This is a genomic window from Paraburkholderia dilworthii, assembly GCF_000472525.1.
Taxonomy (GTDB): domain Bacteria; phylum Pseudomonadota; class Gammaproteobacteria; order Burkholderiales; family Burkholderiaceae; genus Paraburkholderia; species Paraburkholderia dilworthii.
This window is the reverse complement of sequence record NZ_AWZT01000003.1, coordinates 223,271-249,959: the sequence shown is the minus strand read 5'-3', so window position 1 is coordinate 249,959 and position 26,689 is coordinate 223,271. Positions and strand designations below refer to the sequence as shown.

Here is a 26,689-nt window from a genome sequence, read left to right as displayed (position 1 = left end):
AATAAAGACGAGTAAGCCGTTCATTTGACAAGCCCCCGGCCCTCGCGTACATTCGCCGCACGCGTCGGGAGAGCGCGCTGGCCGCTGAATTCGAGAGGCCGCGCCGCCGAAGGGGCACACCCGCAAACTCTCAGGCAAAAGGACCGACCGCGTCGAAAAACCCGCGCCCACGTAACACCCACGCAGCATCGAGGCGCCGTTTTTCGCACTCTGGAGAGCGGCAGTAGCCGTTTGCGTCGCATACGCCATGCAAACCGGCAAGCTGCCCACCGAAGGGGCGCGCGTTTCACCGTGACCGGTCATCGCCACGGCAGCGCAATCTCTCAGGTATCGAGGACAGAGGGGCCATGCAGAACCACGCTCGCAGCCAACAGGCCGCGAGGCGCGGCGCCGCATGGCCTTTTTTGTTTCGCGAGACGCCCGAGGCCCCATGACCGAACTCAAACACACTCCGCTCAACGCCACCCATCGCGCGCTCAACGCACGCATGGTCGATTTCGGCGGCTGGGACATGCCCGTCAACTACGGCTCGCAAATCGACGAACATCGCGCCGTGCGCACCGACGCCGGCATGTTCGACGTCTCGCACATGTGCGTCGTCGATTTCACCGGGGAGCGCGTGCGCGCCTTCTTCGAATATGCCCTCGCCAACAACGTCGCAAAGCTGCAAACACCGGGCCGCGCGCTGTACTCGTGTCTGCTCAACCCGAACGGCGGCGTGATCGACGATCTGATCGTCTATTACTTCGGCGAAGAACATTTCCGCGTGGTGGTCAACGCGGGCACCGCCGACAAAGACATCGCGTGGTTCAAGCAACTCAACGAGGGCGGCTTCAATCTGACGATCACGCCGCGCCGCGATCTCGCGATTGTCGCCGTGCAAGGTCCGAACGCACGCGAGAAAGTATGGCAAACCGTGCCGGCCATTCGCGCCGCCACCGAAGCGCTGAAGCCGTTTAACGCCGCGCGCATCGAAGCGGCGCCGTTCGGCGAATTGACCGTCGCCCGCACCGGCTACACGGGCGAAGACGGCTTCGAGATCATCGTGCCGGCGGATCACGTGGTTGCGTTGTGGAATGCGCTGCAAGCGCAAGGCGTGCGTCCCGCCGGTCTCGGCGCGCGCGACACGCTGCGTCTCGAAGCCGGCATGAACCTGTACGGCCAGGACATGGACGACAACATCTCGCCGCTCGACGCCGGCCTCGCGTGGACTGTCGAGCTCACCTCGCCCCGCGAGTTCGTCGGCAAGAGCAAGCTGGAAGTGGATGGCTCGAACGCCGCCTTCGTCGGCCTGATCCTGCTGAAAGAAAACGGCAAGGCCGCAGGCGTGCTGCGCGCGCATCAGAAGGTCATCACACCGCACGGCGAAGGCGAAATCACGAGCGGCACATTCTCCCCGACGATGCAGGAATCCATCGCCTTTGCGCGCGTGCCGAAAGGCGTGCAGCCAGGCGACACCGTTCACGTTCAGATTCGTGACAAATCCGTCCCCGCAAGCGTGGTAAAACTGCCGTTCGTGCGCAACGGCAAAGTGCTCGCAGCGAGTTGAACCGCTGCAAGCAGCCGGCGCGTGCGTCTTTTCCCAGTCTTTAGTCCATACCGAATCACACCGCATAGGAGCATCCGATGAGCATCCCGGCCGATCTGAAATACACCGAATCGCACGAATGGGTCCGCACCGAAGCGGACGGCACGCTGACGGTCGGCATTACCGACCACGCGCAGGAAGCGCTCGGCGATATCGTCTTCTTCGAAGTCCAGGAACTGGGCAAGACGGTCACGGCCGGCGATACGGTCGCCGTGATCGAATCGGTCAAAGCCGCTTCGGATATTTACGCGCCGGTCTCGGGCGAAATCATCGAAGCAAATACCGCTGTGGCCGATACGCCCGATTCGGTCAACAGCGCACCGTACGAAAGCTGGCTCTTCAAGATCAAGCCGGCCTCGGACGCGGCGCTGGACCGTTTGATCGACGCCGACGCGTATACGAAGTCGATCGGCGCCTGATTCACTTTTATATAACCCGACAGGTGCGGCGCGTCCGTCGTGAAACACGCCGGACCGCGCCCCGAAGGAAGTCCCCTTGGACATGATCGGTAAGGGAAACCTTGCGCAAAGCGACAGGTTTGGGGACGGTCCAGCACGGACAGCCGCACCGCCAGGAACACCCATGAAGCTCGAACACCCGGATCGTCTGATGAACCGCACTCCTCTCTCGCTCGCCGCGCTCGAAGTGCATGACGCCTTCGCTGAACGGCACATCGGCCCCGATGCGGCCGACCAGCAAGCGATGCTCGAAGCGTTGGGCTTCGCGTCGCGCGCCACGCTGATCGACGCCGTCATTCCGAAGACGATCCGCCGCACCGAACCACTGCCGCTGGGTCCCTTCGCGCAGCCAAAGAGCGAAGCGGAAGCGCTCGCCGCGTTGCGCGAACTCGCGGACAAGAACCAGGTGTTCCGCTCGTACATCGGACAGGGTTATTACAACGCGCACACGCCGACGGTGATCTTGCGTAACGTGCTCGAGAATCCCGCGTGGTACACGGCGTATACGCCGTATCAGCCGGAAATTTCGCAGGGCCGTCTCGAAGCGCTGCTGAACTTCCAGCAGATGGTGGTCGACCTGACGGGCCTCGCGATCTCGAACGCGTCGCTGCTCGACGAGGCGACCGCCGCGGCCGAAGCGATGACGCTGCTGCAACGCGTCGGCAAGCCGAAGTCGAACGTGTTCTTCGTCGCCGACGACGTGCTGCCGCAAACCATCGAAGTCGTGAAAACACGCGCCACGCCGGTCGGCATCGAAGTGAAGGTCGGACCGGCAGCAGAAGCCGCGACCGCGAATGCGTTCGGCGTGCTGCTGCAATATCCGGGCGTGAACGGCGACGTACGCGATTACCGCGCGCTGACCGAAGCGATCCACGCGGCGGGCGGCCATGTAGTGGTCGCCGCTGATCTGCTTGCGTTAACCGTTCTCACGCCGCCTGGCGAATGGGGCGCGGACGTGGCCGTCGGCAATACGCAGCGCTTCGGCGTGCCGGTCGGTTTCGGCGGCCCGCATGCGGCTTATCTTGCCGTGCGCGACGTATTCAAGCGTCAGATGCCGGGCCGTCTCGTCGGCGTGACGGTCGACGCACAAGGTAATCCCGCGCTGCGTCTCGCGCTGCAAACGCGCGAACAGCACATTCGTCGCGAGAAGGCGACGTCGAATGTGTGTACCGCGCAAGCGCTGCTCGCGATCATGGCCAGCATGTACGCGGTCTATCACGGCCCGCGCGGTCTGAAGACAATCGCGCTGCGCGTGAACCGCATCGCCGCGTTACTCGCGGAAGGCGCGAAAGAGTTGGGCTACTCGCTAGTCAACGAAACGTTCTTCGATACGCTCACGTTCGACACAGGCGCGCGCACGCAAGCGCTGCACGACGCAGCGAAAGCGAAGCGCATCAACCTGCGCCGCGTGAGCGATACGCAAGTCGGCGTGTCGGTCGACGAAACCACGTCGCGCCGCGATCTCTCCGATCTGTTGGCCGTGTTCGCCGAAGCCGCGGGCGCGAAAGACGTGCCGCAAGTCGACGCGCTCGACGCCGCGATCACGGCTTCGAATACGGCCTCCGTCCCCGCCACGCTCGAACGCACGAGCGCGCATCTCACGCACCATGTGTTCAACCGCCATCATTCGGAAACGGAAATGCTGCGCTATCTGCGCAGCCTGTCGGACAAGGATCTCGCGCTTGATCGTTCGATGATCCCGCTCGGCTCGTGCACGATGAAGCTGAACGCAACGTCCGAAATGCTGCCGGTCACGTGGCCCGAGTTCGGTCAGATTCATCCGTTCGCGCCGGCTGAACAAACCGTCGGCTACCGCGAAATGATCGATCAGCTCGAAGAAATGCTGGTCGCCGCAACCGGCTACGCAGCGGTGTCGCTGCAACCGAATGCCGGTTCGCAAGGCGAGTACGCGGGCCTCTTGATCATCCACGCGTACCATGCGTCGCGCGGCGAAGCGCATCGCAATGTATGCCTGATTCCCGCTTCGGCGCATGGTACGAACCCGGCGTCGGCGCAAATGGCCGGCATGCAGGTCGTGGTGGTGGCATGCGACGCGCAAGGCAACGTCGATATCGAAGACCTGAAGAAGAAAGCCGATCAGCACGCCGACAAGCTCGCAGCGATCATGATCACGTATCCGTCCACGCATGGCGTGTTCGAGCAGAACGTCCGCGAAATCTGCGAAATCGTGCACGCGCACGGCGGTCAGGTCTATGTGGACGGCGCGAACATGAACGCGATGGTCGGCCTGACGGCGCCCGGCCAGTTCGGCGGCGACGTCTCGCACTTGAATCTGCACAAGACGTTTTGTATTCCGCACGGCGGCGGCGGACCGGGCGTCGGTCCGGTCGCGGTCGGTGCGCATCTCGCGCCGTTCCTGCCGAACCAGATTTCGTCGGGCTACGAGCGCGCACCGAACGGCATCGGCGCAGTATCCGGCGCACCGTATGGCTCGGCATCGATCCTGCCGATCTCGTGGATGTACATCGCGATGATGGGCGCGAAGAACCTCACCGCCGCGACCGAAACCGCGATCCTCAATGCGAACTACGTCGCGAAGAAACTCGCGCCGCATTATCCGGTGCTGTACTCGGGCCCCGGCGGACTCGTCGCGCATGAGTGCATTCTCGATCTGCGCCCGATCAAGGAAACTAGCGGCATCACCGTGGACGACGTCGCGAAGCGCCTCGCCGACTACGGCTTCCATGCGCCGACCATGAGCTTCCCGGTGCCGGGCACGCTGATGGTCGAGCCGACCGAATCGGAATCGAAGGAAGAACTCGACCGTTTCATCGAAGCGATGATCGCGATTCGCGAGGAAATTCGCGCGGTCGAAGAAGGCCGCTCGGACCGCGAAGACAATCCGCTGAAGCACGCGCCGCACACGGCCGCAGTTGTGATCTCCGACGAGTGGAAGCATGCGTATGCGCGCGAAACGGCCGCGTATCCTCTGCCCACGTTGATCGCGAAGAAGTACTGGCCGCCGGTTGGCCGCGCGGACAACGTGTATGGCGATCGCAACCTGTTCTGCTCCTGCGTGCCGGTCGCCGATTACGAGTAACACCGCCGTTGCCGCGCATCGCCCGCACGTTGTAAGCGGGCGGTGAGCGCTTCTGTCGCTTCACGCCGCAAACGGCTAACATCACACACCGAATCAGCCCAACGAGGAGTTTCGCATGGTGCGAAAGGTGCGATTGATGCAAAGCCCGGCCGAGGCAACGCGAGTGCAGGCGTGGCGGCAAGCCCGCGTCTTGCTGTTCGCCGGCGCAACCGTGTTGCTGCCGCTGCGACAGGCGCAGGCCGCGATGAATTTTTGTGCGGCGCCCGCATGGCAAACCAGCGAGCGCACGAACGCCGATCCCGGCGTGAAGGCACTGGTGAGCAATGTGCTCGCGCATCTGAACGACAAGCCCCATGCGCGGGCCAAACTGCATACTGAAGGCACGTTGCCGCACGAGGGCATCTACGACCAGAGCGTCGAGGCGGAAAAAGATCTCGCGTTGCTGCGCGACGCCGCGCTCGCCTGGCGCGCCACCAGCGACGACCGCTACCTGAAGCTCGTCGACCGCTTGCTGTACGCATGGGTCACGACCTATCAACCGAGTTTCAATCCAATAGACGAAACGCATTTCGAAGGGCTGATCCTCGCGTACGACATGACCGCGAGCGCGCTGCCTGTGAAAACGCGCAACGCGTCGATGGCGTTTCTCACCAAGCTCGCGAACGGCTATATCGCGGAGATCGACGAGCAGCCGCGTCCTTTAAAGGGCAATTACCGGAACAACTGGCAGAGTCACCGGATCAAACTGATAGCGATGGCCGCCTTTACGCTCGACAACCGCAAGATGATCAACGCGGCGCAGCGTCTTTTTGTCGAGCATGTTGGCGACAACATCGAGCCAGATGGTTCGACGATCGATTTCACCGAACGTGACGCGCTGCACTACGTCACTTACGATCTGCAGCCGCTCGTCACGGCGGCGCTCGCCGCGCGTCGCCACAACCGTAACTGGCTGCCGGAGAAAGGCGCGAACGGCGCGTCGCTGCAAGCCGCGCTCAACTGGCTCGCGCCGTATGCGGCCGGCAGCAAGACGCATGAGGAATTCGTGCATTCGAGCATCGCATTCGACGCAAAACGTCGCGAAGCCGGCTTGCCCGGTTACTCGGGTCAGTGGGACCCGAAGAATGCGACGGAACTGTTTCATCTGGCGGCGCGTCTTGACGGACGCTATACGCCGATCGCGCTACAGCTTGCACCGACGCCGCCCGCGTGGCTCGCCGTGTGTTTGCCGATGCCGGCGCGATAAACCAACTTTGATCAGCAGGGAGCAGTAAATGGCAGTCAGCGTGTTCGATCTCTTCAAAATCGGCATTGGTCCGTCAAGTTCGCATACGGTCGGGCCGATGCGCGCGGCGCTGATGTTCGCGCAAGGGCTCGAACGTGACGGGCTGCTCGCGAACACCGCGTCGGTGAAGGTCGATCTGTATGGATCGCTCGGCGCAACGGGCAAAGGGCACGGCACCGATCGCGGCGTGATGCTCGGCCTGATGGGCGACGCGCCCGACACCGTCGACCCCGACACCATCGCGCAACGGCTCGAAGCGGTGCGCACCACGCGCAAGCTCCCATTGCTCGGCACGCACGAGGTGCCGTTCGTGCAGAAGGATCACATTTCGTTTTACCGTCAGGCGCTGCCTGAACATCCGAACGGTCTCAAGCTGCGCGCATTCGATGCGCAAGGCGAGACCTTGCGCGAGTCGACGTATCTGTCCGTGGGCGGCGGATTTGTGGTGACGGCCGGCGCACCGAACACCAAAGTGCTCGCCGCCGTCGACCAATTGCCGCATTCGTTTCGCAGCGGCAACGAATTGCTTGCGCTGTGCGAATCGACCGGCAAAAGCATTGCGCAATTGATGTGGGAAAACGAGCGCGTCTGGCATACCGAAGAGGAAACGCGTGCGGGTCTGCTGAAGATCTGGGACGTGATGCAATCGTGCGTGTCGCGCGGCTGCGGCATCAACAATCCAGATGCGGACGGCAATCTGCCCGGCCCGTTCCAGGTAAAGCGCCGCGCGCCGCAGCTGTATCGCGCGCTGTCGGGCAACCCTGAACTTGCGCTGCGCGATCCGCTGTCGATGGTCGACTGGATCAACCTCTACGCAATTGCCGTCAATGAAGAAAACGCCGCGGGCGGCCGTGTCGTCACTGCGCCGACCAACGGCGCGGCCGGCATCATTCCCGCAGTGCTGCATTACTACACGCGCTTCATGCCCGGCTCGAATCAGCAAGGCGTGATCGACTTTCTAATGACGGCGGCCGCGATCGGCATTCTGTACAAGCTGAACGCGTCGATTTCCGGCGCCGAAGTGGGCTGTCAGGGCGAGGTGGGCGTCGCGTGCTCGATGGCCGCGGGCGCACTCGCCGCGGTGATGGGCGGCACGCCGAAGCAGGTCGAAAACGCGGCGGAAATCGGCATGGAGCATAACCTCGGCCTCACGTGCGATCCGGTCGGCGGCATGGTGCAGATTCCGTGCATCGAGCGCAATGCGATGGCGTCGGTGAAAGCGGTCAACGCGGCGCGCATGGCGTTGCGCGGCGACGGCAGTCATTACGTGTCGCTCGATTCGGTCATCAAGACCATGCGCGAGACCGGCGCCGATATGAAGACGAAGTACAAGGAGACGTCGCGCGGCGGGTTGGCGGTGAATATCGTCGAGTGTTGATTGTTGAGTGCACGATGCTCGCGCTGATCGCGGGTCGCGGGTCGCGGGTCGCGGGTCGCGGGTTGCGGGTTGCGGGTTGCTGACTGCTGATTGCCAAACGCGGCGTGTTCCGCGATGTAAGTAACGCGGGCCCTCGGGTCCGCGTTTTTTATTTGTGCGTCTGCCAGTCGGGCCAGCTCCCGCCACGCATTGCGCTGCGCCGTGACACTGAGCATGCTCCCGGCGTAAGCTGTTGGAGCGCCGGTCGGCTGACTGTCCAGTCGATGCGGCATGTCATCGCACTCATGCACTGTCTGGAGGCCTCACCGCAATGTCGCTGCCGAATGCTCCCGTTTCCGATACTGCCGCCGCCCGAACCACTGGGGCGCGCCTCGTCGTCGATGCTTTGCTTACACACGGTGTCGAACGCGTTTTCTGCGTGCCCGGCGAGAGTTTCCTCGCGGTGCTCGATTCATTGCACGACGAGACGGAGCGCGTCCAGACGATTGTCTGCCGCCATGAAGCGGCGGCCGCGAACATGGCGGAGGCAGTTGGCAAACTGACAGGACGCCCAGGCGTCGCACTCGTTACGCGAGGACCGGGCGCGACGCATGCATCGATCGGCGTGCACACCGCGTTTCAGGACTCCACGCCGATGATTCTGCTGATCGGCCAATGCGCCCGCGAGCATCTCGACCGCGAGGCTTTTCAGGAGATCGACTATCGGCGCATGTTCGGTCAGATGGCGAAGTGGGTCGCGCAGATCGACGATCCGAAACGCATTCCCGAGTATCTGAGCCATGCGTTTCACACGGCGACATCGGGGCGGCCCGGGCCGGTGGTGCTGTCGTTGCCCGAAGACGTGCTGAGCGATGCATGCGACGTTGTACCTGGCGCACCTCGTTATCAGCGCGTGGCCGCGTCGCCGTCGACGGCGCAAATCGAGAAGCTGCGTGAGTTGCTGGATGCCGCGCAACGGCCGATGGTGATCGCGGGCGGCAGCGGTTGGACGCCCGAGGCATGCGCGGACCTGCAACGCTTCGTCGAGAACTGGCAATTGCCGATAGGCCTCGCGTTCCGCTTCCAGGACACGCTCGATAACGAGCACCCGAACTATGCGGGCGATGTCGGCCTCGGCATCAATCCCGCGCTGGCGCAACGCATCCGGGACGCGGACTTGTTGCTCGCGCTCGGGCCGCGACTCGGCGAAGCAACGACGAATGGCTATACGCTGCTCGACATTCCGAAGACAAAGCAGACACTGATCCACGTGCATCAAAGCGCAGAAGAGTTGGGACGCGTTTATGCCGCCGATCTGCCGATCGTCTCCGGCATGCCGGAACTCATGGCGGCGCTAGTGGCGTTAAAGCCTGCGGCCGATAAGCTCGCGTGGACCGGCGCAGCAGAAGAAGCGCATCGCGCGTATCTCGATTGGCGCAAACCTCGCCCCATTCCCGGCGATGTACAGATGGGCGAAGTAATCCAGCAGTTGCGCGCGCATCTTCCCGACGACGCTATTCTGACGAACGGCGCAGGCAATTACGCGACGTGGCTGCATCGGCATTTCTCGTATCGTCACTATCGCTCACAACTTGCGCCGACAAGCGGCGCGATGGGCTACGGCGTGCCGGCCGCGATCGCCGCGAAGTCGCTGTATCCGCAGCGGGCAGTCGTGGCGTTGGCCGGCGACGGCTGCTTCATGATGGCCGCGCAAGAACTCGCAACGGCGATGCAATACGACCTGCACGTGCTATTCATCGTCGTGAACAACGGCCACTTCGGCACGATCCGCATGCATCAGGAGCGGCACTATCCGAATCGCGTGCATGGAACGGGGCTCACGAATCCGGACTTCGCGGCCTTCGCGCGGTCGTTCGGTGCGCATGGCGAAACGGTGGAGCGCACCGAAGATTTTCTGCCGGCGCTGCAGCGTTCATTGGAAGCTAAGCGGGCGGCCGTGATAGAGATCAGGATGCCGCAGGAGGCCAGCACTCCCGGCGCGACGTTGGAGCAGATTCGGGAGCAGGGGCGGAAGTTGCGAGAATAGTGAACCGGCGGCGCGGCAGGCTCGCGATCTGCAGGATCGCGCGTGCCGCCGCTTCCGCTGATCTGCCCCACGTAACGCGCATGCGCAAACGGGTATGGCCAACGCCCACACAGCGGCGCTTGCGGCATGCGCGCTCATACAGCCAGTCGACGACGTCGACAAAAGAAGCATGACAGGGCTTCGCACCGCGTCCGCAATGGCCGCCTTAGCGTAACGCATATTTCCCGAGCGTTTCCTCCTCGCACGATCTTTGCATTCCTATTTAATGGCGCTGCCAAACGCGGTTAATCGGCAGCCGCATCTGTGAATATGCATTTTCTCAATTATCAGACGTTCGCCAAATCTGGCGAAACTGTTGTCGGACCGTCATTTATTCACGATCCCTATCAAATCGATTTCCTATTGGGATGCACCGGCTGCTGCGTGCGGTTAAGTTAGCACCAAGGAACGATAAAAAAATGAGTTACCTGATAAACGACGATGGAAACCGCATTAACGATGAACTCTGGCATCTGATCAAAGAATGCCTGTGCACGACAACCCATGTTGCGCATCCCCTTGGTTGTCATCGGCCGCGGCTAAACGATCGGGTCGTAATGGACGCGGTGCTGTTAGTGCTTCGTACGGGCTGTTATTGGAATGCTCTTTCTTTTACCAATCTTTGCTCGAGCAGCACCGCGCATCGCCGGTTTACGGAGTGGATGAACACCGGCGTATTTGATCGTATTCACGATCATGGCCTTGTTTCACACGACGTTTTCCAGGGAATCGATTGGAGTCATTTAGCCGATACGCGTCGCAGAGGCGCCTCACAGGAGGCGACCGCCATTCATACCACGCCGCATTCGCGCGTAGAACCCCATCTTTCTGACATCTCCATGCAAATATCTTCGCAAGCCGAACGTCCCGTCGCCCTGATTAGCGGCGGTTCCCGCGGCATCGGCCAGGCTATCTGCCTCGCGCTCGCAGCCGCCGGTTACAGCATCGCGTACTGTTATCAGACGGAGCGGCCTGAATCCCACGTCACGCGGCAGATGCTGGACGAGATGAACGTGCCGGCGCTCGCCGTACAGTGCGACGTCGCGCAAGCTCAGGCGTGCGGAACCTTCTTCAATGCCGTACTCACGCGTTTCGGGCGCGTGGATGCGCTCGTCAACAACGCCGGCGTCACGCGCGACGCTCCGCTGCTCGCCATGCGAGACGAGGCGTGGGCCGAGGTGCTCGACACGAACCTGACCAGCGTGTTCAACCTGAGCAGGCTGGCGGCTTTCCACTTCGTGAAGCGCAAGGCGGGGAGCATCGTCAACGTCTCGTCGATTGCGGGCGTCTACGGCAACGCGACACAAACCAATTATTCGGCATCGAAGGCCGGCATGATCGGCTTCACTCGCGCACTCGCGAAGGAAATCGCTGCCTACGGTGTTCGTGTCAACGCCGTGGCACCCGGTTTCATCCGCTCTGATATGACGGCCGCGCTCAGCGAAAAAGCCGTGACCGAGGCATGCAAACGCATTCCGATGGGACGCTTCGGGACACCACAGGAAGTCGCGGCAATGGTCCGTTTTCTTCTCTCGGACGAGGGCACCTATATCACCGGGCAGGTGTTCCAGGTAGACGGCGGCATGGTCATTTAAGGGCTACCGCTCATGCAAATGCATTGCCTGAATTCAGCCGCCAGTTCCTTGCGCACTTCCGAAACATGGTCGACCGTGTCCGAGTCGTCGTGGCATTTCGAATGGCTGTTTGCGAAAGGCGACCCGGTGTTCGACGGACATTTCCCGCAGCAATCGCTGCTGCCTGGCGTGTTCCTGATGGAGATGGCCGAGCGCGCCGCCCAATTCGCGCTGGAGCAAAGCGGCAGTTCCGGTTGCCGCCTTGTCCGCGTCGAGCGGTTCCGCTTCGCTAAAGCCATCGTGCCTGGCGATAGATGCGGTCTGACATTGCATATCGCCGGTCAGCCGCTCGCGGCTTCGGGCCTCGTGCGCATTCGGGCTGCGTTCGACAGTGCGGGCAGCAACGTCGCCAAAGGCACCCTGGTCATGACTGCAGGGCCACGCTCATGAATACATTCGACTCCCTGGAGATCCTGCGCCTCATGCCGCAGCGCTACCCCATGCTTCTCGTGGACTACATGGAGATGCCGGCCGATGAGAACCGCTGCGTCGCATTCAAGAACATCACGCTGAACGAGCCGTGCTACCGGCAGATCGCACAACCCGCGGCACGCAATGCGCTTGCCTACCCGCTCGCGCTACTGGCCGAGTCGTTCGGCCAAGGCGCCGGGATGCTTCTCGCGCAGCGCGGAATTCTCGAACAGGATTCGCAGCGTTCTATCGTCGTATTCGGCGAATTTGCCGATATCGAAATTGCAGACAACGCGTATCCGGGAGACCGTCTGAAGCACGAAATCCAGATCGATTTCGCATCGCCGCGAATGGCCCAGCTCAGCGGCACGACATGGGCCGCAGACAGGCTGATTGCGACTTACCGCGGTGTGAAGGTTTTCCGCGTCCCCGTCACGGCCTTCGCAGGAGGAGCCGGCGATGCCTGATACCTCGAATTGCGGCGACCGTTCGGCCCCGCTCGCGACGATTGCCGGCGTGGGCGCCGTGTCGCTGCTTGGCGAAGGCGCGGTCAACTTCTGGCGAGGACTGTTCGCACCGCCCGGGCAGCCCGTCCCCGCGGCGATACGGGGTCTTTCCGATATCGACGATACGCCGCGCCACGCTTACCCGGCGACCGGCGTGCCGAACGGGTACAGCGGCGACGCATCGCCGAGCCGCTTCGACCGGATGGTCGCCGCGGCTGTCGACGAATCGCTGCGCGACGCAGGATGGTGCGGCGAAATCGCCGCAACGGCCACGCTCGGCCTGATATTGGGCACGGCAGCCGGAGACACGGAAACGACCGAGCGTCGTCGGCATGGCGGCCACCCGACGCACTTTGCCGACGATCACGGCTATCGCACCATCGACACGGTGACCGCCGCGTCGCCCCATTCGTTTTCCGGCCCGGTTATGGCCGTGTCCAACGCGTGCTCGGCTGGCCTCTACGCGTTGACACTGGCAGCGGAATTCATCGCGAGCGGCATGGCCGATGCGATGTGCGTCGTGGGCGCCGACGTGCTTTCCCGAGTCACCCAGACGGCGTTCCATCGCATGACCGCGCTCGACCCGCAACGCTGCCGTCCGTTCGACGCCCAGCGCCAAGGCACGCTATTCGGAGAAGGTGCGGTCGCGATGCTGCTGGTCTCGCCGACGCTCGCGCAACGCGTCGCACAGTCCTATTGCCACGTGCGGGCATACGGCCTCAGTTGCGACGCCTATCACCCCACGTCGCCGGGTCCGGACTCGCGTGACGTGCGTGCCGCGATCGAACGTGCGCTCGACTCAGCGGCTCTCGGCGCCGATCGCATCCGGCTGATCCTGCCGCACGGCACCGGGACGCCCGCCAACGACCTGATGGAAGGACGCCTGCTCGCAGACAAGTTCGACTGCGCGAGCGGCAAGCTCATCGTGCTGCCGATAAAGGCGCATATCGGCCACACTGCCGGCGCTTCCGGCTGCTTTGCCGTGCTTGCCGCGGCGATGGCCATGTCGTCGGCCGAGACGCCCGCGGTGCGCCATATCGAAGTACCCGACCCGGCGATTCCGATCCGCTTTCCGGATACATCGAGTACACACCATCGCGCGGGCATGGACGCCCTCATCAACGCTTATGCGTTCGGCGGCAGCAACACGTCCGTCATCCTGGAGCCGGCGGCATGAGCTCGATCTACGTTGGCGCGCTATCCGTGCTCGCCCCCGGTATCGCTTCGTGCTGGGACGGCACAACGCCGTGGAGCATGTCTTTGTCGGGCATCGACCACAATGCGCCTGTCGACGCGCAGGCGCATCTCGCCGGCGTGAAACACCGCTACTTCAACGACACGTCACGCTTCAGCGTGGCGGCTGCGCGATTGTGTCTCGCCAACGGTGCAAATCTCGCCTGGCATGAGCTCGACGAGACGAGCCGCGGCGTGATCATCGGGACCACGGTGGCCGATTACGCCGTGCGCGATCGACTCGACCGCGAGGTGCTGGCTCACGGTGTCCGCACGATCAATGCCATCTCGGCGCCGAACGTATCCGCCAACATCGCGTCCGCTTACGTATCGATCGAAAGCCGCGCGCGTGCATTCGCCACGACATCGACCTCGCCGTTTCTGGCGGGACTTGAAAGTCTGGCGATCGGAGCTCTCGCCCTGCGTGCGGGCAAAGCCGACACGCTGCTCGCAATCGGGGCAGAGGAAGCCCTGCCGCACGACACCACGCCGATCACGCCGGGGGCCGTCTGCGTCTGCCTGCAACGTCAGCCAGGCAGATCGGGCCGGGCCATCCTGGATTTTCACTGCGGACACCATGCCGATGGCTCGACCCGTCCTCTGCAAAAGGATGCGGCGAGGTTCCTTCGCGCAGCAGCGCAACGCGCGGCGGCTGCGCCAGAAATCGTTGCGATCCGCGACCGCTCCGCACACGGCGAAAACACCGCACAGGCATGGAGGCGGCAGGCAGCGTGCGCCGGCCTCAGCGTCACGCCGAACGACTTGCCGCTCGACGACGAAGGCGCGGTTGCACCGCTGCTCGCCGCCGTTCCCAGTTTCACCGGCAGCAACCATATCGTGTTGCTCGCCATTTACCGCGGCCGCTATGTCGCTTTGTCCATAGCGCCATCAATCTGAAATCAAAGGAGTAAGTCATGAACGCCACACTGAATCACTCGGAGCGTCTGGAAAAAATCAAAGACGTCGTTTCCGAAATCCTCGAAATCGAGCCGTCCGAAATGAGCCCGACGAGCCTGTTCAAAGAGGATCACGGCGCGGACTCCTTGCGTGCCATCGAAATCCTCGCGAGCCTGGAAAAGACCTTTGGAGTCGAAATCCAGCAGTCGGCGCTCACGCGCATGGTGAACCTGGAAGGCGTGTACGACGTCGTGCGGGAAGCGGCCAACTGGAAAGACTGAGTCCCCATCTACTGGACGTTTAGGAGAACAGGCATGCGGCGAGTTGTCATAACCGGCATCGGTGCAGTCAGCAGCATAGGCATTGGTGTCAAGCCGTTCACCGAGGCCCTGCGCAGCGGCGTTTCGGGCGTATCGGAAATTCAGTCGTTCGATACGGCCGGATTTGCGACCAGCAAGGGCTGTGAAGTGCGCGGCTTCGATGCGGGCCGCTGGGTCCGTAACGTCTCGCCCGCGCTCCTCGGCCGCAGCGCGCAATTTGCGGTCGCTGCCGCGCGCATGGCCGTCGAGGACGCGCGGATCGATCCGGAGCAGTTGTCCGGCACTCGCTGCGGCGTGTCGATCGGCACCACGGACGGCGAGTCGCAGGTTATCGACAGGCTGACGGAACAGGCCGTGCGTTCGGGCTATCCGTCAATCGACTTCGAGCTGGTTCGTCAGGTCCCGTCGCATCGCCTGTCGTTTTCCGTCGCGCAGGAGCTCGCGCTGCGCGGCGGAGCCGTCACGATCCCCACCGCGTGCTCGGCGGGCAACTACGCGATTGGCTATGCGTACGACAGCATTGTGCTCGGCGACACCGACTTCATGCTATGTGGCGGCGCCGATTCGATCTGCCGCAAGACGTTTGCGGGCTTCTACCGGCTCGGCACCATCGCGCCGGAAGTGTGTCAGCCGTTCGACGCGCATCGCAAGGGCATCCTGACAGGCGAAGGTGCCGGCGTACTGCTCATCGAGTCGCTTGACAGCGCACTTGCGCGAGGGGCGTTTATCTATGCCGAAGTTCTCGGCTACGGCGTGAACTGCGATGCCGATCACATGGTCGCGCCGAATCGCGCCAGCATCGCGCGCTGCATGCAGATCGCCCATCGCAATGCGGGGGTCAAGCCACAAGACATCGACTATGTATGCGCGCACGGCACCGGAACGGTAGCAAACGACGTAACGGAGGCCGGCGCGATTCACGAAGTGTTCAAGGACACGATGCCGCCGGTTTCATCGATCAAATCGATGATCGGACACACGATGGGCGCGGCCAGCGCACTTGCGAGCATCGCCTGCGCTGTCGCGATCAAGGAAGGCTTCATTCCTCCCACGATCAATCATCGGGAAACCGATCCCGGCTGCAACGTCGACTGTGTTCCGAACCGTTCACGCGCCGCGCGTCTTCGGGTCGTGCAGAACAACGGCTTCGCATTCGGCGGCAACAACGCAATCACCATTTACTCACGCTACGACGAGGGTACTCAATCATGAACCGCCTAGGGATTCAGATTGCCAGTTGGGAAGCTCTATCTCCCGTTGGCACGGGTTCAAGCGCGTTTCGCGCGACAGGCGACGCGACAGCCGCACCCCAAGGGCTTTCACCGGAGCTGGCGGCGCTCGATTTCCCCACCGACATCCAGTATCGCCCCACTTATTTCGACGCGCCGGCGATCCTGGGGACGAAGGGCATCCGCACCCTTGACCGCACGACAGCCCTTACGTTGAGCACGGCGACGCTGCTTCACCAGCGAATGGGGCGCCCCGACGGCGTGCCGCTCGACCGGACGGGGTTCGTCGTCGGCACCAGTACGGGCAGCATTCGCAGCACGAGCGATTTCACGCGCGAATCGCTGATTCAGCCGCGTCCGTTTCTGGTCAATCCAGCACTCTTCCCGAACACCGTGATGAATTGCGCAGCCGGGCAATGCGGCATCCGCTTCAAGGCGCAGTCGGTCAACGCGACGATTTCGGGCGGGCGTCTCTCCGGGCTGCTGGCGTTCAAGTACGCGTCGCAGATGTTAAGACGCGGCTACGTCGACATGCTGATTACCGGCAGCGTCGAAGAGCTTTGCCCGCAAAGCGCGTGGGCACACCGCCAGTTGATCGCTCACGGCTGCCGGCGCGACGTGCCGCTCGGCGAGGGTTGCAGCATGTTCGCGCTGGCCGGCCCTACCGTGACGCAAACGCTCGCCTCCACCGTTTCCGGTTCGGTCTCCGACATTCTGGCGCTGCAGTACGGCCGCTATTTCGATCCCCTTGCGGCGCGGGCCACGGCTGTCGAGGGCATTCAGGCTTGCATCGGCGACGCGCTGGCGCAGGCGGGCATCGAGGCCCGCGAGATCGACCGGTCTGTGCTGTGCGCAAGCTCCGACGTCGGCAACGGCGAACTCGAAATGCTGGCCGCGACGCATGTGTTCGGCAGCCAGTTGGCGGCCGACAGCGGCAATCTCGTCGAGCAGTTCGGCGACACCTATAGCGCCACTTTTTCGCTCGCGGTGGGCTGGCTGCTCGGGCAGGCGGAAGACGCGGGCAAGCAGACACATGGTCTCGTCCTCGCCACCAGTGAGGACGGACATGCCGGTTGCCTGATCGTCCGCACGGCGGCCCATTGATAAGGATTCCAACATGAAACTGACGATTACCGGGTCCGCCATGACGACTTGCGTGGGACTGGACAAAGCCAGCAGTTTCGCGTCGTTCTGCGCCGGCATCTCGGGCCGCAAACCGCTGCAATTCTTCCCGGCAGAGCATTTCAACGTCAGGTTTGCCTACGAAATCGCGGATGGCCCGGATCGAACGCTGCGCGCAAGCGAACTACTCGCCAAGGCGGTGGCCGATGCCATTGCGGACGCGGCACTCATTCCGGAACCCGGGCGGTGCGCGGTGCTGGTGGGTACCGGTCTGCGCGAACTGCGCTCACTCGAACTATCGTGGACCGAGGGCCGGTCCATGACTGTCGACCAACTGCATTTCGAAAACGCACTCAACAGCGCGCTAGGCATCGCCTTGCCCGTGATCACCGTGTGCAACGCGTGTGCCGCGTCGAACTTCACGCTGGCGCTCGCGGAAGACTTCATCCGCGACAACGCTTACGACTGTCTGATCGTCGCGGGCTGCGACACGATCACCGAGAGCATGTTCGGCCTGCTCGACCGCGTAAATCCACTTCATCCGGACGAAGTGCGCCCGTTCGACCGTGACCGCAAAGGCGTGCTGATGGGCGACGGAGCGGCCGCCGTGGTGCTGGAAACGCCTGCGCATGCGGCCGCTCGCGGCGCGCGCGCACTAGCAGTGCTCGCCGGCGTCGGCACGAGTTGCGACGCCAATCACGAGACGGCGCCTGACGTCGACGGCATCAGCCGCGCTGTCGGGAACGCCTACGAGCGCGCCGGCATCGGTGCGGCCGATGTGCATTTCATCATGGCGCACGGCACCGGCACTTCGCTCAACGACAAGACTGAAGCGGTCGCCCTGCGCGCCGCCTTGGGGGACGCGCAATTACGCGCCACGCCGCTGTCAGCTATCAAGTCGATGACCGGCCACACCTCTGGCGCATCGGGCTTGATCGGTGTGGTCACCGCGATTGAGTCGCTGCGCACGGGGCAGGTGCCGCCCACCGCGCGGTTTTCGCATCCGATGGAAGAAGCCGCGGACCTCGACATTATTCACGGCGAAGCGCGAACGCTGCCCGAGGCGCGCATTGCGCAAGTGGACGCGTTCGGCTTCGGCGGTGTCAACGCGGTCGCAATACTGGAGAAGTCGGAATGAGCCGTTCAGAGCGCCTTGAGGTTGCGGTAACGGGTTGCGGCTGGGAACTGCCGGCGTTGGGCAATCCCGTCGATCTCGCGCGCGCCCTCGCCGATTCCGCAGTGTCCGCGACACCGTTCGCTCCCGAGGAAAAGCTCGGCAAAAAGGGCCTGCGTTACAAGGAGCCCGCCACGTTGATGTCGCTGTGCTCGGCGAAAGCCGCGTTGCAGGACGCGGGCTGGATCGGCGCGGACATCGAGCGGCTCGACGACACGCAATTTGGCGTTGTCGTTGCATCGAATACCGGCAACCTCGGAACCGTGTGCGCGGCCGCCGAGACGATCCGCCTCGCACACGTCGATGCGACCACGCCGATGGACCTGCCGAACGCATCGAGCAACATCGTCGCGGCAACCGTTGCGATCCGCTTCGGGCTGAAGGCAATCAATCTACTTGTCTGCTCGGGTTCTTCCGCTTCGCTCGATGCGCTGATCATGGCGGCGAACGCTATCCGCAATGGACGCGCACATCGGATGATCGTCGTTGCCACCGAGGCCGACGGGCTGCCGCTGCAAAGCCTCCTCGCGCAGACCGGCGGCGCTCAGGTCGCGCACAAGCCGCAACGCATTCTCGAAGGCAGCTTTGCCGTCGTGCTGGAGGCTGCGCAGCACGCGCGGCAAAGGTCGGCGCCGATCTACGGCGTGCTGGGCGACTATGCCTATGCTCACGCCGATTCGGGGCACCCGCACCCGCTGCGCTCGTTGCTCGCGTCCCATGCGGGAAAGCGCGTCTATGCGCCACCTTCAGCCGCCACCGATCTGTTCTGCGATCCAGTGTTCGCTGACGCGCAAGCGCAGTTGCATCTGGGACCGGTGGCCGCGCGGGCGTATGGCAGCGCCGCACTGCTGCAACTCGCTCACTACTGTAATTGTCGCGAACGTGCGGCGGCGGAAAGTGGCGAGCAATGTGAAGGCGCAGTTCTCGTCGCTGGCGGCATGTGGGGCGACCGGCGCTTGGGCGCGCTGGTAATGCACGCTCCGTCTGCAACGTCCGGGGCGCAGCACTCGTGAAAGCTTATTCGCTTCCGGTCGACGGCTACAGCCTGTCCGTGCGGTCAGTCGGCACAGACGATCCGCACGCTCCTGTCATCGTGGCGATCCACGGAATGATGGAGTCGTCGACCGTCTGGCTGCCGGTCATCGAGGCGTTGCTGGATCGCTGCCGGTTCGTGCTCGTCGATCTGCCGTGGAACGGTACACAAGGCGATCAATGGGGCCGCGTGCGCTCGCCCGACGCGTGGCTGGAGGTGGCCGTCAACGCGTTCGAACTGCAGCCCGACGCGTTTGCCGCTCACTCGTTCGGCGCGAGCGTGCTGCTCGCCTTTCTTGCGACCAGCGGGCACCCTTGCGCGCGCCGTACGCCGTCTGTCGTCGTGTCGCCTTTTTTCAAGGCTGATCCAGCCGAGTTCTCGTGGGCACTGCTGCGGCGTTACATCGGCGAATTTCCACAGTTCGTCGCGGAAAGCATCACCCAACGTTCCGGCGGACGCCCGATCCCACGCGACTCGCTGCCGCGAATGGTCGAGACCGCTTGCGATACGTTCGGCGTCGGCAACTGGATGGAGTTCTGGCGGCTTTTTGCCCGCATGCCCTCTCTGGATATGCGCGCGTTGACGCAGCCCACGCTCGTCATCACCGGCGCCGACGACTTCTCGTCGCCACCGGCGGACCAGCGGGCGCTTTGCAGCGCGATCCATCGATGCGAGCTTCGGTTGCTGCCCGCCGCCCGTCATTTTCTTCTAGACAGCCACCGCGAAACCGTGGCGCGGCTCGTCACGGAATTTGTCGCCACGCACGTGCCCGGCGCGTCGGCACCCCGTTCGTTTTGCCTGCCTGACGAACATGCCGGGCTCTTTCATCAACACCCGCACTACTAACAGGAAACCCTGTCATGAACTCTTGCACCGGATTGCAACGTACCACCGCCATTCTCAAGCCGCGCTTCGAAGGCACCAACATCTGCACATGGGTCGGCTTCAAGCATGTTATGTATCTGATCGAAGAAGCAGTAATCGAACATTTCCGCGCGCAGGGCCTCGCCCCTCGGCCGCTTTACGAGGACAAAGGGCTTTGTCTCGAGATCGTCAATTCCGACGTTCGCATCCTTCATGCGCTTCATCTGGACGATCACGTCCAGGTCAACGTCACGCCGCTGACACGCGACGGCGACACGGAACTGACAATGAGCGTCGAAGCGCTGATCGAGCGTGACGGCAAGGAGTTGAAGGCGGTGACGGGCAAGGTCAACGTTCTATTCCGTTTCGACGACAGCATGGTGACGGCTCATGCCGGTCCGGCAATTCCCGACGACCGCATCAGGCCGTACACGCACACACGCATTCTGCGCGGCGAGCGGCGGTCGGTGGGCGGGCTGAATCTCTCCCGCGAGCCTGGCGTGGTTGCCGAAGACGTGCGCATCGCGCTCGGCGCGGACAAAACCAATTCGTTCGTGTGGAAGTGGCACGTGCCGTACTTCTACTGTCACTACAACGACCGCCTTCAGCATTCCGGTTACCTGCGCCTGATGGAAGAGGTGCTCGACCTGTTCGTCGCCGAACGAGGTATTTCGATCCGCACGCTGCTTGCGAACAAGCGCTGGATTCCCGTCGTGCCCGCGGCGAATCTGCAAATGCTCGACGAAGCGATGATGGAAGACACCCTTTACACGGTCTTCACCGTGGAAGATATCTTCAAGGCCACCACCTACCGCTCGCGGATGGACTGCTATGTGGAACGCCACGGTTCGCTGGTCCACACTGCGTCGGGTCATATCACGCACGGCTACGCGAGGATCGACAGCCGACGGGACTGGTCGCTCGTCGAGTTCGACGCCGAGGTGCTTGCGGCTCTGCGCGGCGAACGTTCATCGAGGACATGATGGCCGCCCGCCGCCCCATCTTCTTCTTTTCGTTGCGCAGCCCCTATTCGTGGCTCGCGTGGCACGACCTGAAGACGCGCTACCCGAAGCTGCTGAAGCGGCTGCAACTGGCGCCGTTCTGGGAGCCGGACGAACACAACCAAAGCCGGCTCGGCGAACGGGGCGACGCGTTCCTCTACGGCACGATGTCGCGCGAGAAGCATTTATACATTCTCTCGGACATCAAGCGCCTCAGTCTCCAGCGCGGACTCACCGTGCGCTGGCCGATCGACACCGATCCGCACTGGGAAGTGCCGCATCTTGCCTATCTTGCCGCGGCGGCAGCGGACAAGGGGCCGGAGTTCATCGACGCCGCGTGTCGACTGCGCTGGCAGGAAGGCGTCGACATCTGCGACCCGCAGACTCTCGCCGCGCTCGCGCCGTCGCTCGATCTGCCATCCGGACTGCTCGCAGATGCGCACGCGTCGAGTGAACTGCGCGAACTGGGCGTCGCCGCGCTGCACGAGTGTATCGATGCACACGCATTCGGCGTGCCGTTCTTCGCGGTCGGACGTGAACGCTACTGGGGGCTGGACCGGCTGCCGGACTTCATCGGTGCGCTGGCGGAGGCGGGTGCGCCGACAGAAGCGTTCATCCCTGGGCCCGCGTTGATAGGCGCTGCGACGAACGCGATCTTCGATCACGCCGGCGGTTGCGGCTAACGACAGGGACATCGCGCATGACAAGCATGGCCTCCACTCCCATTCCAAGCGTTCTGCTGGTGGAAACGCATTCGCCGTCGGACTCGCTCGATAGCGACGACTTCCTCGATCTGGCTCGCAGCCTGCTTCGCCAGGGCACCCTGGTCCATCTGCATCTGATGCAAAACGGCGTGCTGTGGTTACAGCGCCGCTCCAGTTGCCTGACACAAATCAGGCAGGCGTTTGGGGCACAGTTCGAAGTCACGTGCGACGACGTCTCGCTGGATCTTCGAGGCATAGCGCATTCGGCAGCGCTCCCATATGCCAATCCAATTGGCGTTGACGGGTTGACCGGACTAATGGTTGATCCATCAATCAAGACAATCTGGCATTCCTGAAGACAAGGGCATCGTTAGAATGAATTCCTCACAGCGCGTTGCAAACCGTTCGGATACCGAATCGCCCGATTCTTCACGCCGGCTCGCCGCGGACTCGTCGAATACGAAGCCGAGTATTTTCTTCGGCATGATGGGCACGCCGTTCCAGAGTGAGACGGTCACATCGCTTTTTCGCATGGTCGATTCAGCGCTGTCCAAAGGGCACCGTGTCACCGTCTGGAACTGCGGCTATGCGACCGGCCTGTCGCAAAGCTCGCTGATACGCCCACCCGATTCCTTCGCGACAGCCGAAACCGTCGGCGGTAATCCGACCACCGCCGAGGTAATCCAGGCGTTGATGCGCAAGTACGGTGGGGATGGCCGTCTCGACTGGCTCGTGTGCCGCTATTGCATGGAGGAACGCGGCGCAACCCAGCAGATCCCCGAAGCGAAGATCAAGATTCCGTTCACGTTTCAGCATTACCTGAGCAAGGCCGACGTTTCACTCGTGCTCGGAGTCAAATCGTGAGCACGACCGCACACCCGCCCTCACGCGCGAGAAAGCGCCGGTCGAAAAGCTCGCTTGCGATCATCGAGCGTGCTTTTCGCGGCAGCCTGGAAGAGCAGTACGGTCACATTGTCTGGCTGAGCCGGGTCATGCACGGCATGGGCGCGGCAACCGCGCTGCTCCTCAAGGGCGATACGGTCATGTGCGCTCGCGCCGGTCAACCACGCGTCTCGCTCACCGTCGGCGACCTGCATATCGCCGGCATCTCTCACTACGAAAGCACCATAAGCGACCTGCTGCGCGAGGGCGTCCCGCTCTACGCGTGGCAGGCGGATTGGCTCCGCCTGCACCTCGCGAACGCCGAATTGATTGCGGGCGTCGCGCTCGTTGGCGATGCCGACCTGCCGTCACTGATCCAGCAGTTCGATTGCGTCTGGTACTGGTAAATACACGATGAAACCGATGATTCACGACATTGCGTCCGCTCCCCAAACGAACCTGTCAGAACAGGCTACGGCCTTTTTAGCGGTTAGCGGCACCGACATCTTCGCGCTCGGCCACTATCCCGGCAATCCGATTTACCCAGGCGTTCTGATCGCCGAACGTCTGTGTGCGTTGGCGCGCCAGCACGCGCAAACCGTACTCGGACCGTCGACCACCGCGGTAGCCATCAAGCGCGTTCAGTACCTAGATGCGATCGTGCCCGGTGAGGTCGTGGAAATCTCCGCGTCGATCAGAAAGCAGTGCCGCGACGAAGTGGAGTTGGCCACCGTCGCCCGGGTGGGCGATACGATGAAGACGCGCGCCTCCGTCATTTGCCGCAGAGGCATGCTGCCTTCGAGCGATGGTCCGCTCTCGCTGTGCGAGATACGCAAGCCGGGCCGCGGCATCGCGCACCGTGCATTGCCGGCGATTCTGCCTCATCGCTACCCCTTCCTGCTGCTCGATACGATCGACGACTACGTAGCCGGTGAAACGTTGCGAGCCCGCAAGATCGTCAACCGCTCGTCGCCGCTTTTCATCGCTCAGCAGCCCGACACCTATCCGCACAGCCTCGCCATCGAGTCGATCGGGCAGGCCGGCATCGCGCTGTATTTCCTCTCTCGCGCCGACTCGCGACCGTGCGACATCGTGCTCGGTTCGCTCACCGACGTGAAGTTTCTCGCGACCATACCGTTCGACTCCGTACTTACCGTGGAAGCCCGCATCGAGCGTCAGCTCGAGAACGGCGTTGTGTTGAGCGGAACGGCGCGGGTCGGCGCACAAACGGTCGTTAGCGTCGCGAGTCTCGTCGCAATGAACGATCCGCGCTAGCGTATCCGCCGCGCCCGCTCAACCAGTTCCATTCAAAGAGATTAGTTATGCATATAGAAGGTATTTCGTTTCTTCCGGCGTCGCGTGAAATGCGCAACCAGGACGTGCTGGAAGAAATCCGCAAGCACAGTAGCAGCCGCTTCGACGGCAACCTCGACAAAGCGCTCGAGTACATCAACTCGATGATGGAAGGCACGAAGCTGGAACGGCGTTTCTGGTTTGCCGACGACGAGCGTCCACTCGAGCTCATCGTGCAGGCATGCCAACGCGCGATGACTGACGCGGGCTGCACCGCCGCCGACATCGATCTGCTGATCTATGCCGGCAACTGCCGCGGGTTCATTGAACCTGCCGATGCCTATTTCGTAGCGCAGGCGCTCGGCATGGACTCCGTCGATTGCTTCGACGTGGTGGACGCCTGCATGGCATGGACGCGCAGCTGCGACATCGCGCAAAGCCACTTCGCCGCCGGGCGCTACCGCCGCGTACTGGTTGTGAACGCGGAGTCGTACTACGTACCGGGCGGCGTTTCATACCCGAGCAATTTTCAGTTGAGCAGTCTGCGCGATATCGCCTATTGCTTTTCGGCGTATTGCGGCGGCGACTGTGCATCGGCCACCGTGCTTGGAGCGGAAGGAGGCGAACCGTGGGAATTCAACTTCTCGTCGATGAAAAGCGGCGTCGATCTCTGCACGATTCCGCTTGGCGGATACGAGGGCCGCTCGCAACCGAGCAAGCGCATCGCGCTCAACGGCCTCGGCACTTTCACATCGTTCGGCTCGCAGGTGTTTAACGCGGCAGCCAGCTACATGGTCGACAGTCTCAGCAAGCTGCAACCGCATCGCGACGCGATCAAGGTCGTATTCCCGCACTCGGGCGGCTCGGTCGACGAGTACCGCAAGTGGGCCGATCAGGCTGGCTTTGGCGACGCGCTCCGCTTCATCTATCCCGCTTACGGCAACGTGGGTTCCGCATCGATTCCCGCGGCGATCGCGTTGCATGCGCAAAGCGGCGAGATCGCTCGCGGCGATCAGATCGGATTCTGGGTCGGCAGTTCCGGGATGTCGTTCGTCTCGGCAACGCTGCGCTTCTAGGACAACTATGACCAACCTGCTGCTGGTTCTCGCCGCCTTCGCCGACGTGCTCGTCGCTCTGTTGCACGTCTACGTGATCGTCAAAGGCCCCGTCGCCTACCGCCGCTTCGGCGCCGGCGAAACGATCGCGGCGATGGCCGAGCGAGGATCGCCGTTCCCGCCGCTGCTGACCTCCGGGATCACACTCGCATTTGGGATCTTCGCGGCCTATTACTTCGCCGCCGCGGGATGGATGCCGGCGCTGCCCTACCTGCTCCCTGGTCTCGCCGTCATCGCGCTTCTATACGTTGCACGCGCAGTCATGATCGTGCCCGTTGCGCTCACAGGCCGACAGCTCACGGCGTTCGAACTGCGCTCAACAGCCGCAGCGCTCGCGATCGGCCTGCTGCACGTCGCGGCGGCGCTCGCCTATGCGGAACACGCCTGTCCTGCCGCTCCCACGGACGCGAGCGCTCTGTGCCGGTACCTCGCGTCGGCTGCACAGTACTCCAACGCCTCCTGACATCATGCAAAAAAAGATTGCCTACGTTTTTCCGGGCCAGGGTTCGCAAGCCATCGGCATGCTCGACAGCTGGTCCGACGACGAGGCCGTGCGATCCACCATCGACGAAGCCTCGCGTGTGCTCGGCCTGGATCTCTGGAGCTTGATTCGCAACGGTCCCGGAGCGGAACTGAACCGCACCGATAACACGCAACCGGCGCTCGTTGCGGTTTCGGTCGCTTTACTCAATGCGTGGCGCGCGCGCGGCGGCGTATCGGGGGCGATGGCAGCGGGCCACAGTGTCGGCGAATATGCAGCGCTCGTCGCATCCGGCGCGCTGACGATTGCCGACGCGATCCGCGTCGTGCGTGCACGCGGCGAGGCCATGTATACCGCCGTGCCGCCCGGAACCGGCGGCATGGCCGCCGTGATCGGGCTCGACGACGAAACCGTGAGGCAGCTATGCGCGTCGTGCGCGCATCATGACGTGCTCGCGCCCGCCAACTACAACGCCCCCGGCCAGGTCGTCGTTGCCGGTCACGTCGCGGCGATAGAGCGGCTCGGCCGACATGCGCGCGAGGCAGGCGCAAAGATCGTGCTGACTCTGCCGGTTAGCGGCCCGTTCCACTCGCCGTTGATGCGCCCCGCAGCAGATGCGTTGCATGCGGTGCTCGGCACGGTGCAGATCGGCGAACCTGCGTTTGCGGTATGGCAGAACAGCGACTTGCGGCGGGCAACACGTGCCGGAATCCGCGACGCTCTCGTCGCGCAACTCGTCCATCCCGTCAGATGGACGGAAACGATCCGCCGGTTCGAAGAGGCGGGCGTCACGCATATCGTCGAAATCGGTCCGGGCGAAGTGCTCACCCACATCTCCGCCAGGATCGCACCCGGCCTGTGTTGTCTTGCGACCAGCACGCCCGCGCTGATGGACACGGCGATCCAGGCGGTTGCGTCATGAGGCCGCGCGTGCGCGCAGTACGCGTGCCGCGTC

General features: G+C 63.1%; 26 protein-coding genes and 2 riboswitches. All 26 genes read left to right on the top strand.

The features are described 5' to 3' along the window. The first annotated feature begins 55 nt into the window (after window positions 1-55). Window positions 56-156, top strand: a riboswitch (glycine riboswitch). Between the two features lie 44 nt (window positions 157-200). After that, window positions 201-350, top strand: a riboswitch (glycine riboswitch). A gap of 80 nt (window positions 351-430) precedes the next feature. The 26 genes from gcvT (at window position 431) to fabD (ending at window position 26,656) form a co-directional block, all read left to right on the top strand. Then, window positions 431-1,549 (top strand): glycine cleavage system aminomethyltransferase GcvT, encoded by a 1,119-nt coding sequence (gene gcvT, locus F759_RS0107075; RefSeq protein WP_027799231.1) that lies wholly within the window; start codon window positions 431-433, stop codon window positions 1,547-1,549. A gap of 77 nt (window positions 1,550-1,626) precedes the next feature. Continuing rightward, the gene (gcvH, locus tag F759_RS0107070; protein ID WP_027799230.1) at window positions 1,627-2,007 is read left to right on the top strand and encodes a glycine cleavage system protein GcvH; all 381 of its coding nucleotides are present in this window, start codon (window positions 1,627-1,629) and stop codon (window positions 2,005-2,007) included. A gap of 163 nt (window positions 2,008-2,170) precedes the next feature. Beyond that, window positions 2,171-5,107 carry an aminomethyl-transferring glycine dehydrogenase gene (gene gcvP / locus F759_RS0107065; RefSeq protein WP_027799229.1) on the top strand — a complete coding sequence of 979 codons (2,937 nt, stop codon included), beginning with the start codon at window positions 2,171-2,173 and terminating at the stop codon, window positions 5,105-5,107. 115 nt (window positions 5,108-5,222) lie between these two features. Next, on the top strand, window positions 5,223-6,353 hold the full coding sequence (locus F759_RS0107060) for an alginate lyase family protein (RefSeq protein ID WP_027799228.1): 1,131 nt from the start codon (window positions 5,223-5,225) through the stop codon (window positions 6,351-6,353). Window positions 6,354-6,381: 28 nt separating this feature from the next. Then, window positions 6,382-7,770: an L-serine ammonia-lyase gene (locus tag F759_RS0107055; protein ID WP_027799227.1), complete on the top strand. Its 1,389-nt coding sequence runs from the start codon at window positions 6,382-6,384 to the stop codon at window positions 7,768-7,770. A 310-nt stretch (window positions 7,771-8,080) separates the two neighbouring features. Further along, window positions 8,081-9,796, top strand: coding sequence for a thiamine pyrophosphate-binding protein (locus F759_RS0107050; protein ID WP_027799226.1), 1,716 nt, complete (start codon window positions 8,081-8,083; stop codon window positions 9,794-9,796). A gap of 458 nt (window positions 9,797-10,254) precedes the next feature. Next, window positions 10,255-11,430, top strand: a complete 1,176-nt coding sequence (gene fabG / locus F759_RS40675; RefSeq protein ID WP_161633311.1) for a 3-oxoacyl-[acyl-carrier-protein] reductase — start codon at window positions 10,255-10,257, stop codon at window positions 11,428-11,430. A 48-nt stretch (window positions 11,431-11,478) separates the two neighbouring features. Continuing rightward, window positions 11,479-11,859 carry a hypothetical protein gene (locus tag F759_RS40065; protein WP_161633310.1) on the top strand — a complete coding sequence of 127 codons (381 nt, stop codon included), beginning with the start codon at window positions 11,479-11,481 and terminating at the stop codon, window positions 11,857-11,859. Next, window positions 11,856-12,347 carry a 3-hydroxyacyl-ACP dehydratase FabZ family protein gene (locus tag F759_RS37365; RefSeq protein ID WP_051377169.1) on the top strand — a complete coding sequence of 164 codons (492 nt, stop codon included), beginning with the start codon at window positions 11,856-11,858 and terminating at the stop codon, window positions 12,345-12,347. Before F759_RS40065 ends, F759_RS37365 begins: the two co-directional genes overlap by 4 nt. Next, entirely contained in the window at window positions 12,340-13,563 is a 1,224-nt protein-coding gene (locus F759_RS40060; RefSeq protein ID WP_051377167.1) for a beta-ketoacyl synthase N-terminal-like domain-containing protein, read from the top strand. Before F759_RS37365 ends, F759_RS40060 begins: the two co-directional genes overlap by 8 nt. Continuing rightward, the gene (locus tag F759_RS40055) at window positions 13,560-14,516 is read left to right on the top strand and encodes a beta-ketoacyl synthase N-terminal-like domain-containing protein (RefSeq protein WP_027799224.1); all 957 of its coding nucleotides are present in this window, start codon (window positions 13,560-13,562) and stop codon (window positions 14,514-14,516) included. The genes F759_RS40060 and F759_RS40055 overlap by 4 nt, the downstream gene beginning before the upstream one ends. A 17-nt stretch (window positions 14,517-14,533) precedes the next feature. Then, window positions 14,534-14,797: an acyl carrier protein gene (locus F759_RS0107015; RefSeq protein ID WP_027799223.1), complete on the top strand. Its 264-nt coding sequence runs from the start codon at window positions 14,534-14,536 to the stop codon at window positions 14,795-14,797. A gap of 33 nt (window positions 14,798-14,830) precedes the next feature. Continuing rightward, window positions 14,831-16,048 carry a beta-ketoacyl-[acyl-carrier-protein] synthase family protein gene (locus F759_RS0107010; RefSeq protein WP_036023739.1) on the top strand — a complete coding sequence of 406 codons (1,218 nt, stop codon included), beginning with the start codon at window positions 14,831-14,833 and terminating at the stop codon, window positions 16,046-16,048. Next, a complete protein-coding gene (locus F759_RS40050) occupies window positions 16,045-17,169 on the top strand; it encodes a beta-ketoacyl synthase N-terminal-like domain-containing protein (protein ID WP_051377165.1) in 1,125 nt (374 codons plus the stop codon). The genes F759_RS0107010 and F759_RS40050 overlap by 4 nt, the downstream gene beginning before the upstream one ends. 13 nt (window positions 17,170-17,182) lie before the next feature. Continuing rightward, a complete protein-coding gene (locus F759_RS0107000) occupies window positions 17,183-18,325 on the top strand; it encodes a beta-ketoacyl synthase N-terminal-like domain-containing protein (RefSeq protein WP_027799221.1) in 1,143 nt (380 codons plus the stop codon). Next, a complete protein-coding gene (locus tag F759_RS37345; protein WP_051377163.1) occupies window positions 18,322-19,374 on the top strand; it encodes a beta-ketoacyl synthase N-terminal-like domain-containing protein in 1,053 nt (350 codons plus the stop codon). The genes F759_RS0107000 and F759_RS37345 overlap by 4 nt, the downstream gene beginning before the upstream one ends. Beyond that, window positions 19,371-20,240, top strand: a complete 870-nt coding sequence (locus F759_RS0106990; RefSeq protein ID WP_027799220.1) for an alpha/beta fold hydrolase — start codon at window positions 19,371-19,373, stop codon at window positions 20,238-20,240. Before F759_RS37345 ends, F759_RS0106990 begins: the two co-directional genes overlap by 4 nt. 14 nt (window positions 20,241-20,254) lie before the next feature. Beyond that, entirely contained in the window at window positions 20,255-21,241 is a 987-nt protein-coding gene (locus F759_RS0106985; RefSeq protein ID WP_027799219.1) for a thioesterase family protein, read from the top strand. Continuing rightward, complete coding sequence (locus F759_RS0106980) at window positions 21,238-21,942, top strand: DsbA family protein (protein WP_027799218.1); 705 nt, start codon at window positions 21,238-21,240, stop codon at window positions 21,940-21,942. Before F759_RS0106985 ends, F759_RS0106980 begins: the two co-directional genes overlap by 4 nt. Before the next feature lie 17 nt (window positions 21,943-21,959). Beyond that, window positions 21,960-22,319: a hypothetical protein gene (locus F759_RS0106975; RefSeq protein ID WP_152530598.1), complete on the top strand. Its 360-nt coding sequence runs from the start codon at window positions 21,960-21,962 to the stop codon at window positions 22,317-22,319. A gap of 19 nt (window positions 22,320-22,338) precedes the next feature. Continuing rightward, on the top strand, window positions 22,339-22,827 hold the full coding sequence (locus tag F759_RS0106970; RefSeq protein WP_027799216.1) for a hypothetical protein: 489 nt from the start codon (window positions 22,339-22,341) through the stop codon (window positions 22,825-22,827). Further along, window positions 22,824-23,252, top strand: a complete 429-nt coding sequence (locus tag F759_RS0106965; RefSeq protein WP_027799215.1) for a DsrE family protein — start codon at window positions 22,824-22,826, stop codon at window positions 23,250-23,252. The genes F759_RS0106970 and F759_RS0106965 overlap by 4 nt, the downstream gene beginning before the upstream one ends. A 7-nt stretch (window positions 23,253-23,259) precedes the next feature. Then, a complete protein-coding gene (locus F759_RS40045; protein WP_051377161.1) occupies window positions 23,260-24,120 on the top strand; it encodes a hotdog family protein in 861 nt (286 codons plus the stop codon). A gap of 47 nt (window positions 24,121-24,167) precedes the next feature. After that, complete coding sequence (locus tag F759_RS0106955) at window positions 24,168-25,214, top strand: 3-oxoacyl-ACP synthase III family protein (RefSeq protein WP_027799213.1); 1,047 nt, start codon at window positions 24,168-24,170, stop codon at window positions 25,212-25,214. Between the two features lie 7 nt (window positions 25,215-25,221). Then, complete coding sequence (locus F759_RS37335) at window positions 25,222-25,716, top strand: hypothetical protein (protein WP_051377159.1); 495 nt, start codon at window positions 25,222-25,224, stop codon at window positions 25,714-25,716. A gap of 4 nt (window positions 25,717-25,720) precedes the next feature. Continuing rightward, on the top strand, window positions 25,721-26,656 hold the full coding sequence (gene fabD, locus F759_RS0106945; RefSeq protein ID WP_027799212.1) for an ACP S-malonyltransferase: 936 nt from the start codon (window positions 25,721-25,723) through the stop codon (window positions 26,654-26,656). The last annotated feature ends 33 nt before the right edge of the window (window positions 26,657-26,689 follow it).

What these genes read in the sequence shown, in the direction of transcription:
- F759_RS0106985 (WP_027799219.1), top strand. Translation starts at nt 20,255, where the DNA reads ATGAACTCTTGCACCGGATTGCAACGTACCACCGCCATTCTCAAGCCG.
- F759_RS0107010 (WP_036023739.1), top strand. Translation starts at nt 14,831, where the DNA reads ATGCGGCGAGTTGTCATAACCGGCATCGGTGCAGTCAGCAGCATAGGC.
- F759_RS40055 (WP_027799224.1), top strand. Translation starts at nt 13,560, where the DNA reads ATGAGCTCGATCTACGTTGGCGCGCTATCCGTGCTCGCCCCCGGTATC.
- F759_RS0106975 (WP_152530598.1), top strand. Translation starts at nt 21,960, where the DNA reads ATGACAAGCATGGCCTCCACTCCCATTCCAAGCGTTCTGCTGGTGGAA.
- F759_RS40045 (WP_051377161.1), top strand. Translation starts at nt 23,260, where the DNA reads ATGAAACCGATGATTCACGACATTGCGTCCGCTCCCCAAACGAACCTG.
- F759_RS0107050 (WP_027799226.1), top strand. Translation starts at nt 8,081, where the DNA reads ATGTCGCTGCCGAATGCTCCCGTTTCCGATACTGCCGCCGCCCGAACC.
- F759_RS0107015 (WP_027799223.1), top strand. Translation starts at nt 14,534, where the DNA reads ATGAACGCCACACTGAATCACTCGGAGCGTCTGGAAAAAATCAAAGAC.
- F759_RS40050 (WP_051377165.1), top strand. Translation starts at nt 16,045, where the DNA reads ATGAACCGCCTAGGGATTCAGATTGCCAGTTGGGAAGCTCTATCTCCC.
- F759_RS0107000 (WP_027799221.1), top strand. Translation starts at nt 17,183, where the DNA reads ATGAAACTGACGATTACCGGGTCCGCCATGACGACTTGCGTGGGACTG.
- F759_RS0107055 (WP_027799227.1), top strand. Translation starts at nt 6,382, where the DNA reads ATGGCAGTCAGCGTGTTCGATCTCTTCAAAATCGGCATTGGTCCGTCA.
- F759_RS37365 (WP_051377169.1), top strand. Translation starts at nt 11,856, where the DNA reads ATGAATACATTCGACTCCCTGGAGATCCTGCGCCTCATGCCGCAGCGC.
- F759_RS37345 (WP_051377163.1), top strand. Translation starts at nt 18,322, where the DNA reads ATGAGCCGTTCAGAGCGCCTTGAGGTTGCGGTAACGGGTTGCGGCTGG.
- gcvP (WP_027799229.1), top strand. Translation starts at nt 2,171, where the DNA reads ATGAAGCTCGAACACCCGGATCGTCTGATGAACCGCACTCCTCTCTCG.
- F759_RS0107060 (WP_027799228.1), top strand. Translation starts at nt 5,223, where the DNA reads ATGGTGCGAAAGGTGCGATTGATGCAAAGCCCGGCCGAGGCAACGCGA.
- F759_RS0106955 (WP_027799213.1), top strand. Translation starts at nt 24,168, where the DNA reads ATGCATATAGAAGGTATTTCGTTTCTTCCGGCGTCGCGTGAAATGCGC.
- F759_RS0106980 (WP_027799218.1), top strand. Translation starts at nt 21,238, where the DNA reads ATGATGGCCGCCCGCCGCCCCATCTTCTTCTTTTCGTTGCGCAGCCCC.
- gcvT (WP_027799231.1), top strand. Translation starts at nt 431, where the DNA reads ATGACCGAACTCAAACACACTCCGCTCAACGCCACCCATCGCGCGCTC.
- fabG (WP_161633311.1), top strand. Translation starts at nt 10,255, where the DNA reads ATGAGTTACCTGATAAACGACGATGGAAACCGCATTAACGATGAACTC.
- F759_RS0106970 (WP_027799216.1), top strand. Translation starts at nt 22,339, where the DNA reads ATGAATTCCTCACAGCGCGTTGCAAACCGTTCGGATACCGAATCGCCC.
- gcvH (WP_027799230.1), top strand. Translation starts at nt 1,627, where the DNA reads ATGAGCATCCCGGCCGATCTGAAATACACCGAATCGCACGAATGGGTC.
- F759_RS40060 (WP_051377167.1), top strand. Translation starts at nt 12,340, where the DNA reads ATGCCTGATACCTCGAATTGCGGCGACCGTTCGGCCCCGCTCGCGACG.
- F759_RS37335 (WP_051377159.1), top strand. Translation starts at nt 25,222, where the DNA reads ATGACCAACCTGCTGCTGGTTCTCGCCGCCTTCGCCGACGTGCTCGTC.
- fabD (WP_027799212.1), top strand. Translation starts at nt 25,721, where the DNA reads ATGCAAAAAAAGATTGCCTACGTTTTTCCGGGCCAGGGTTCGCAAGCC.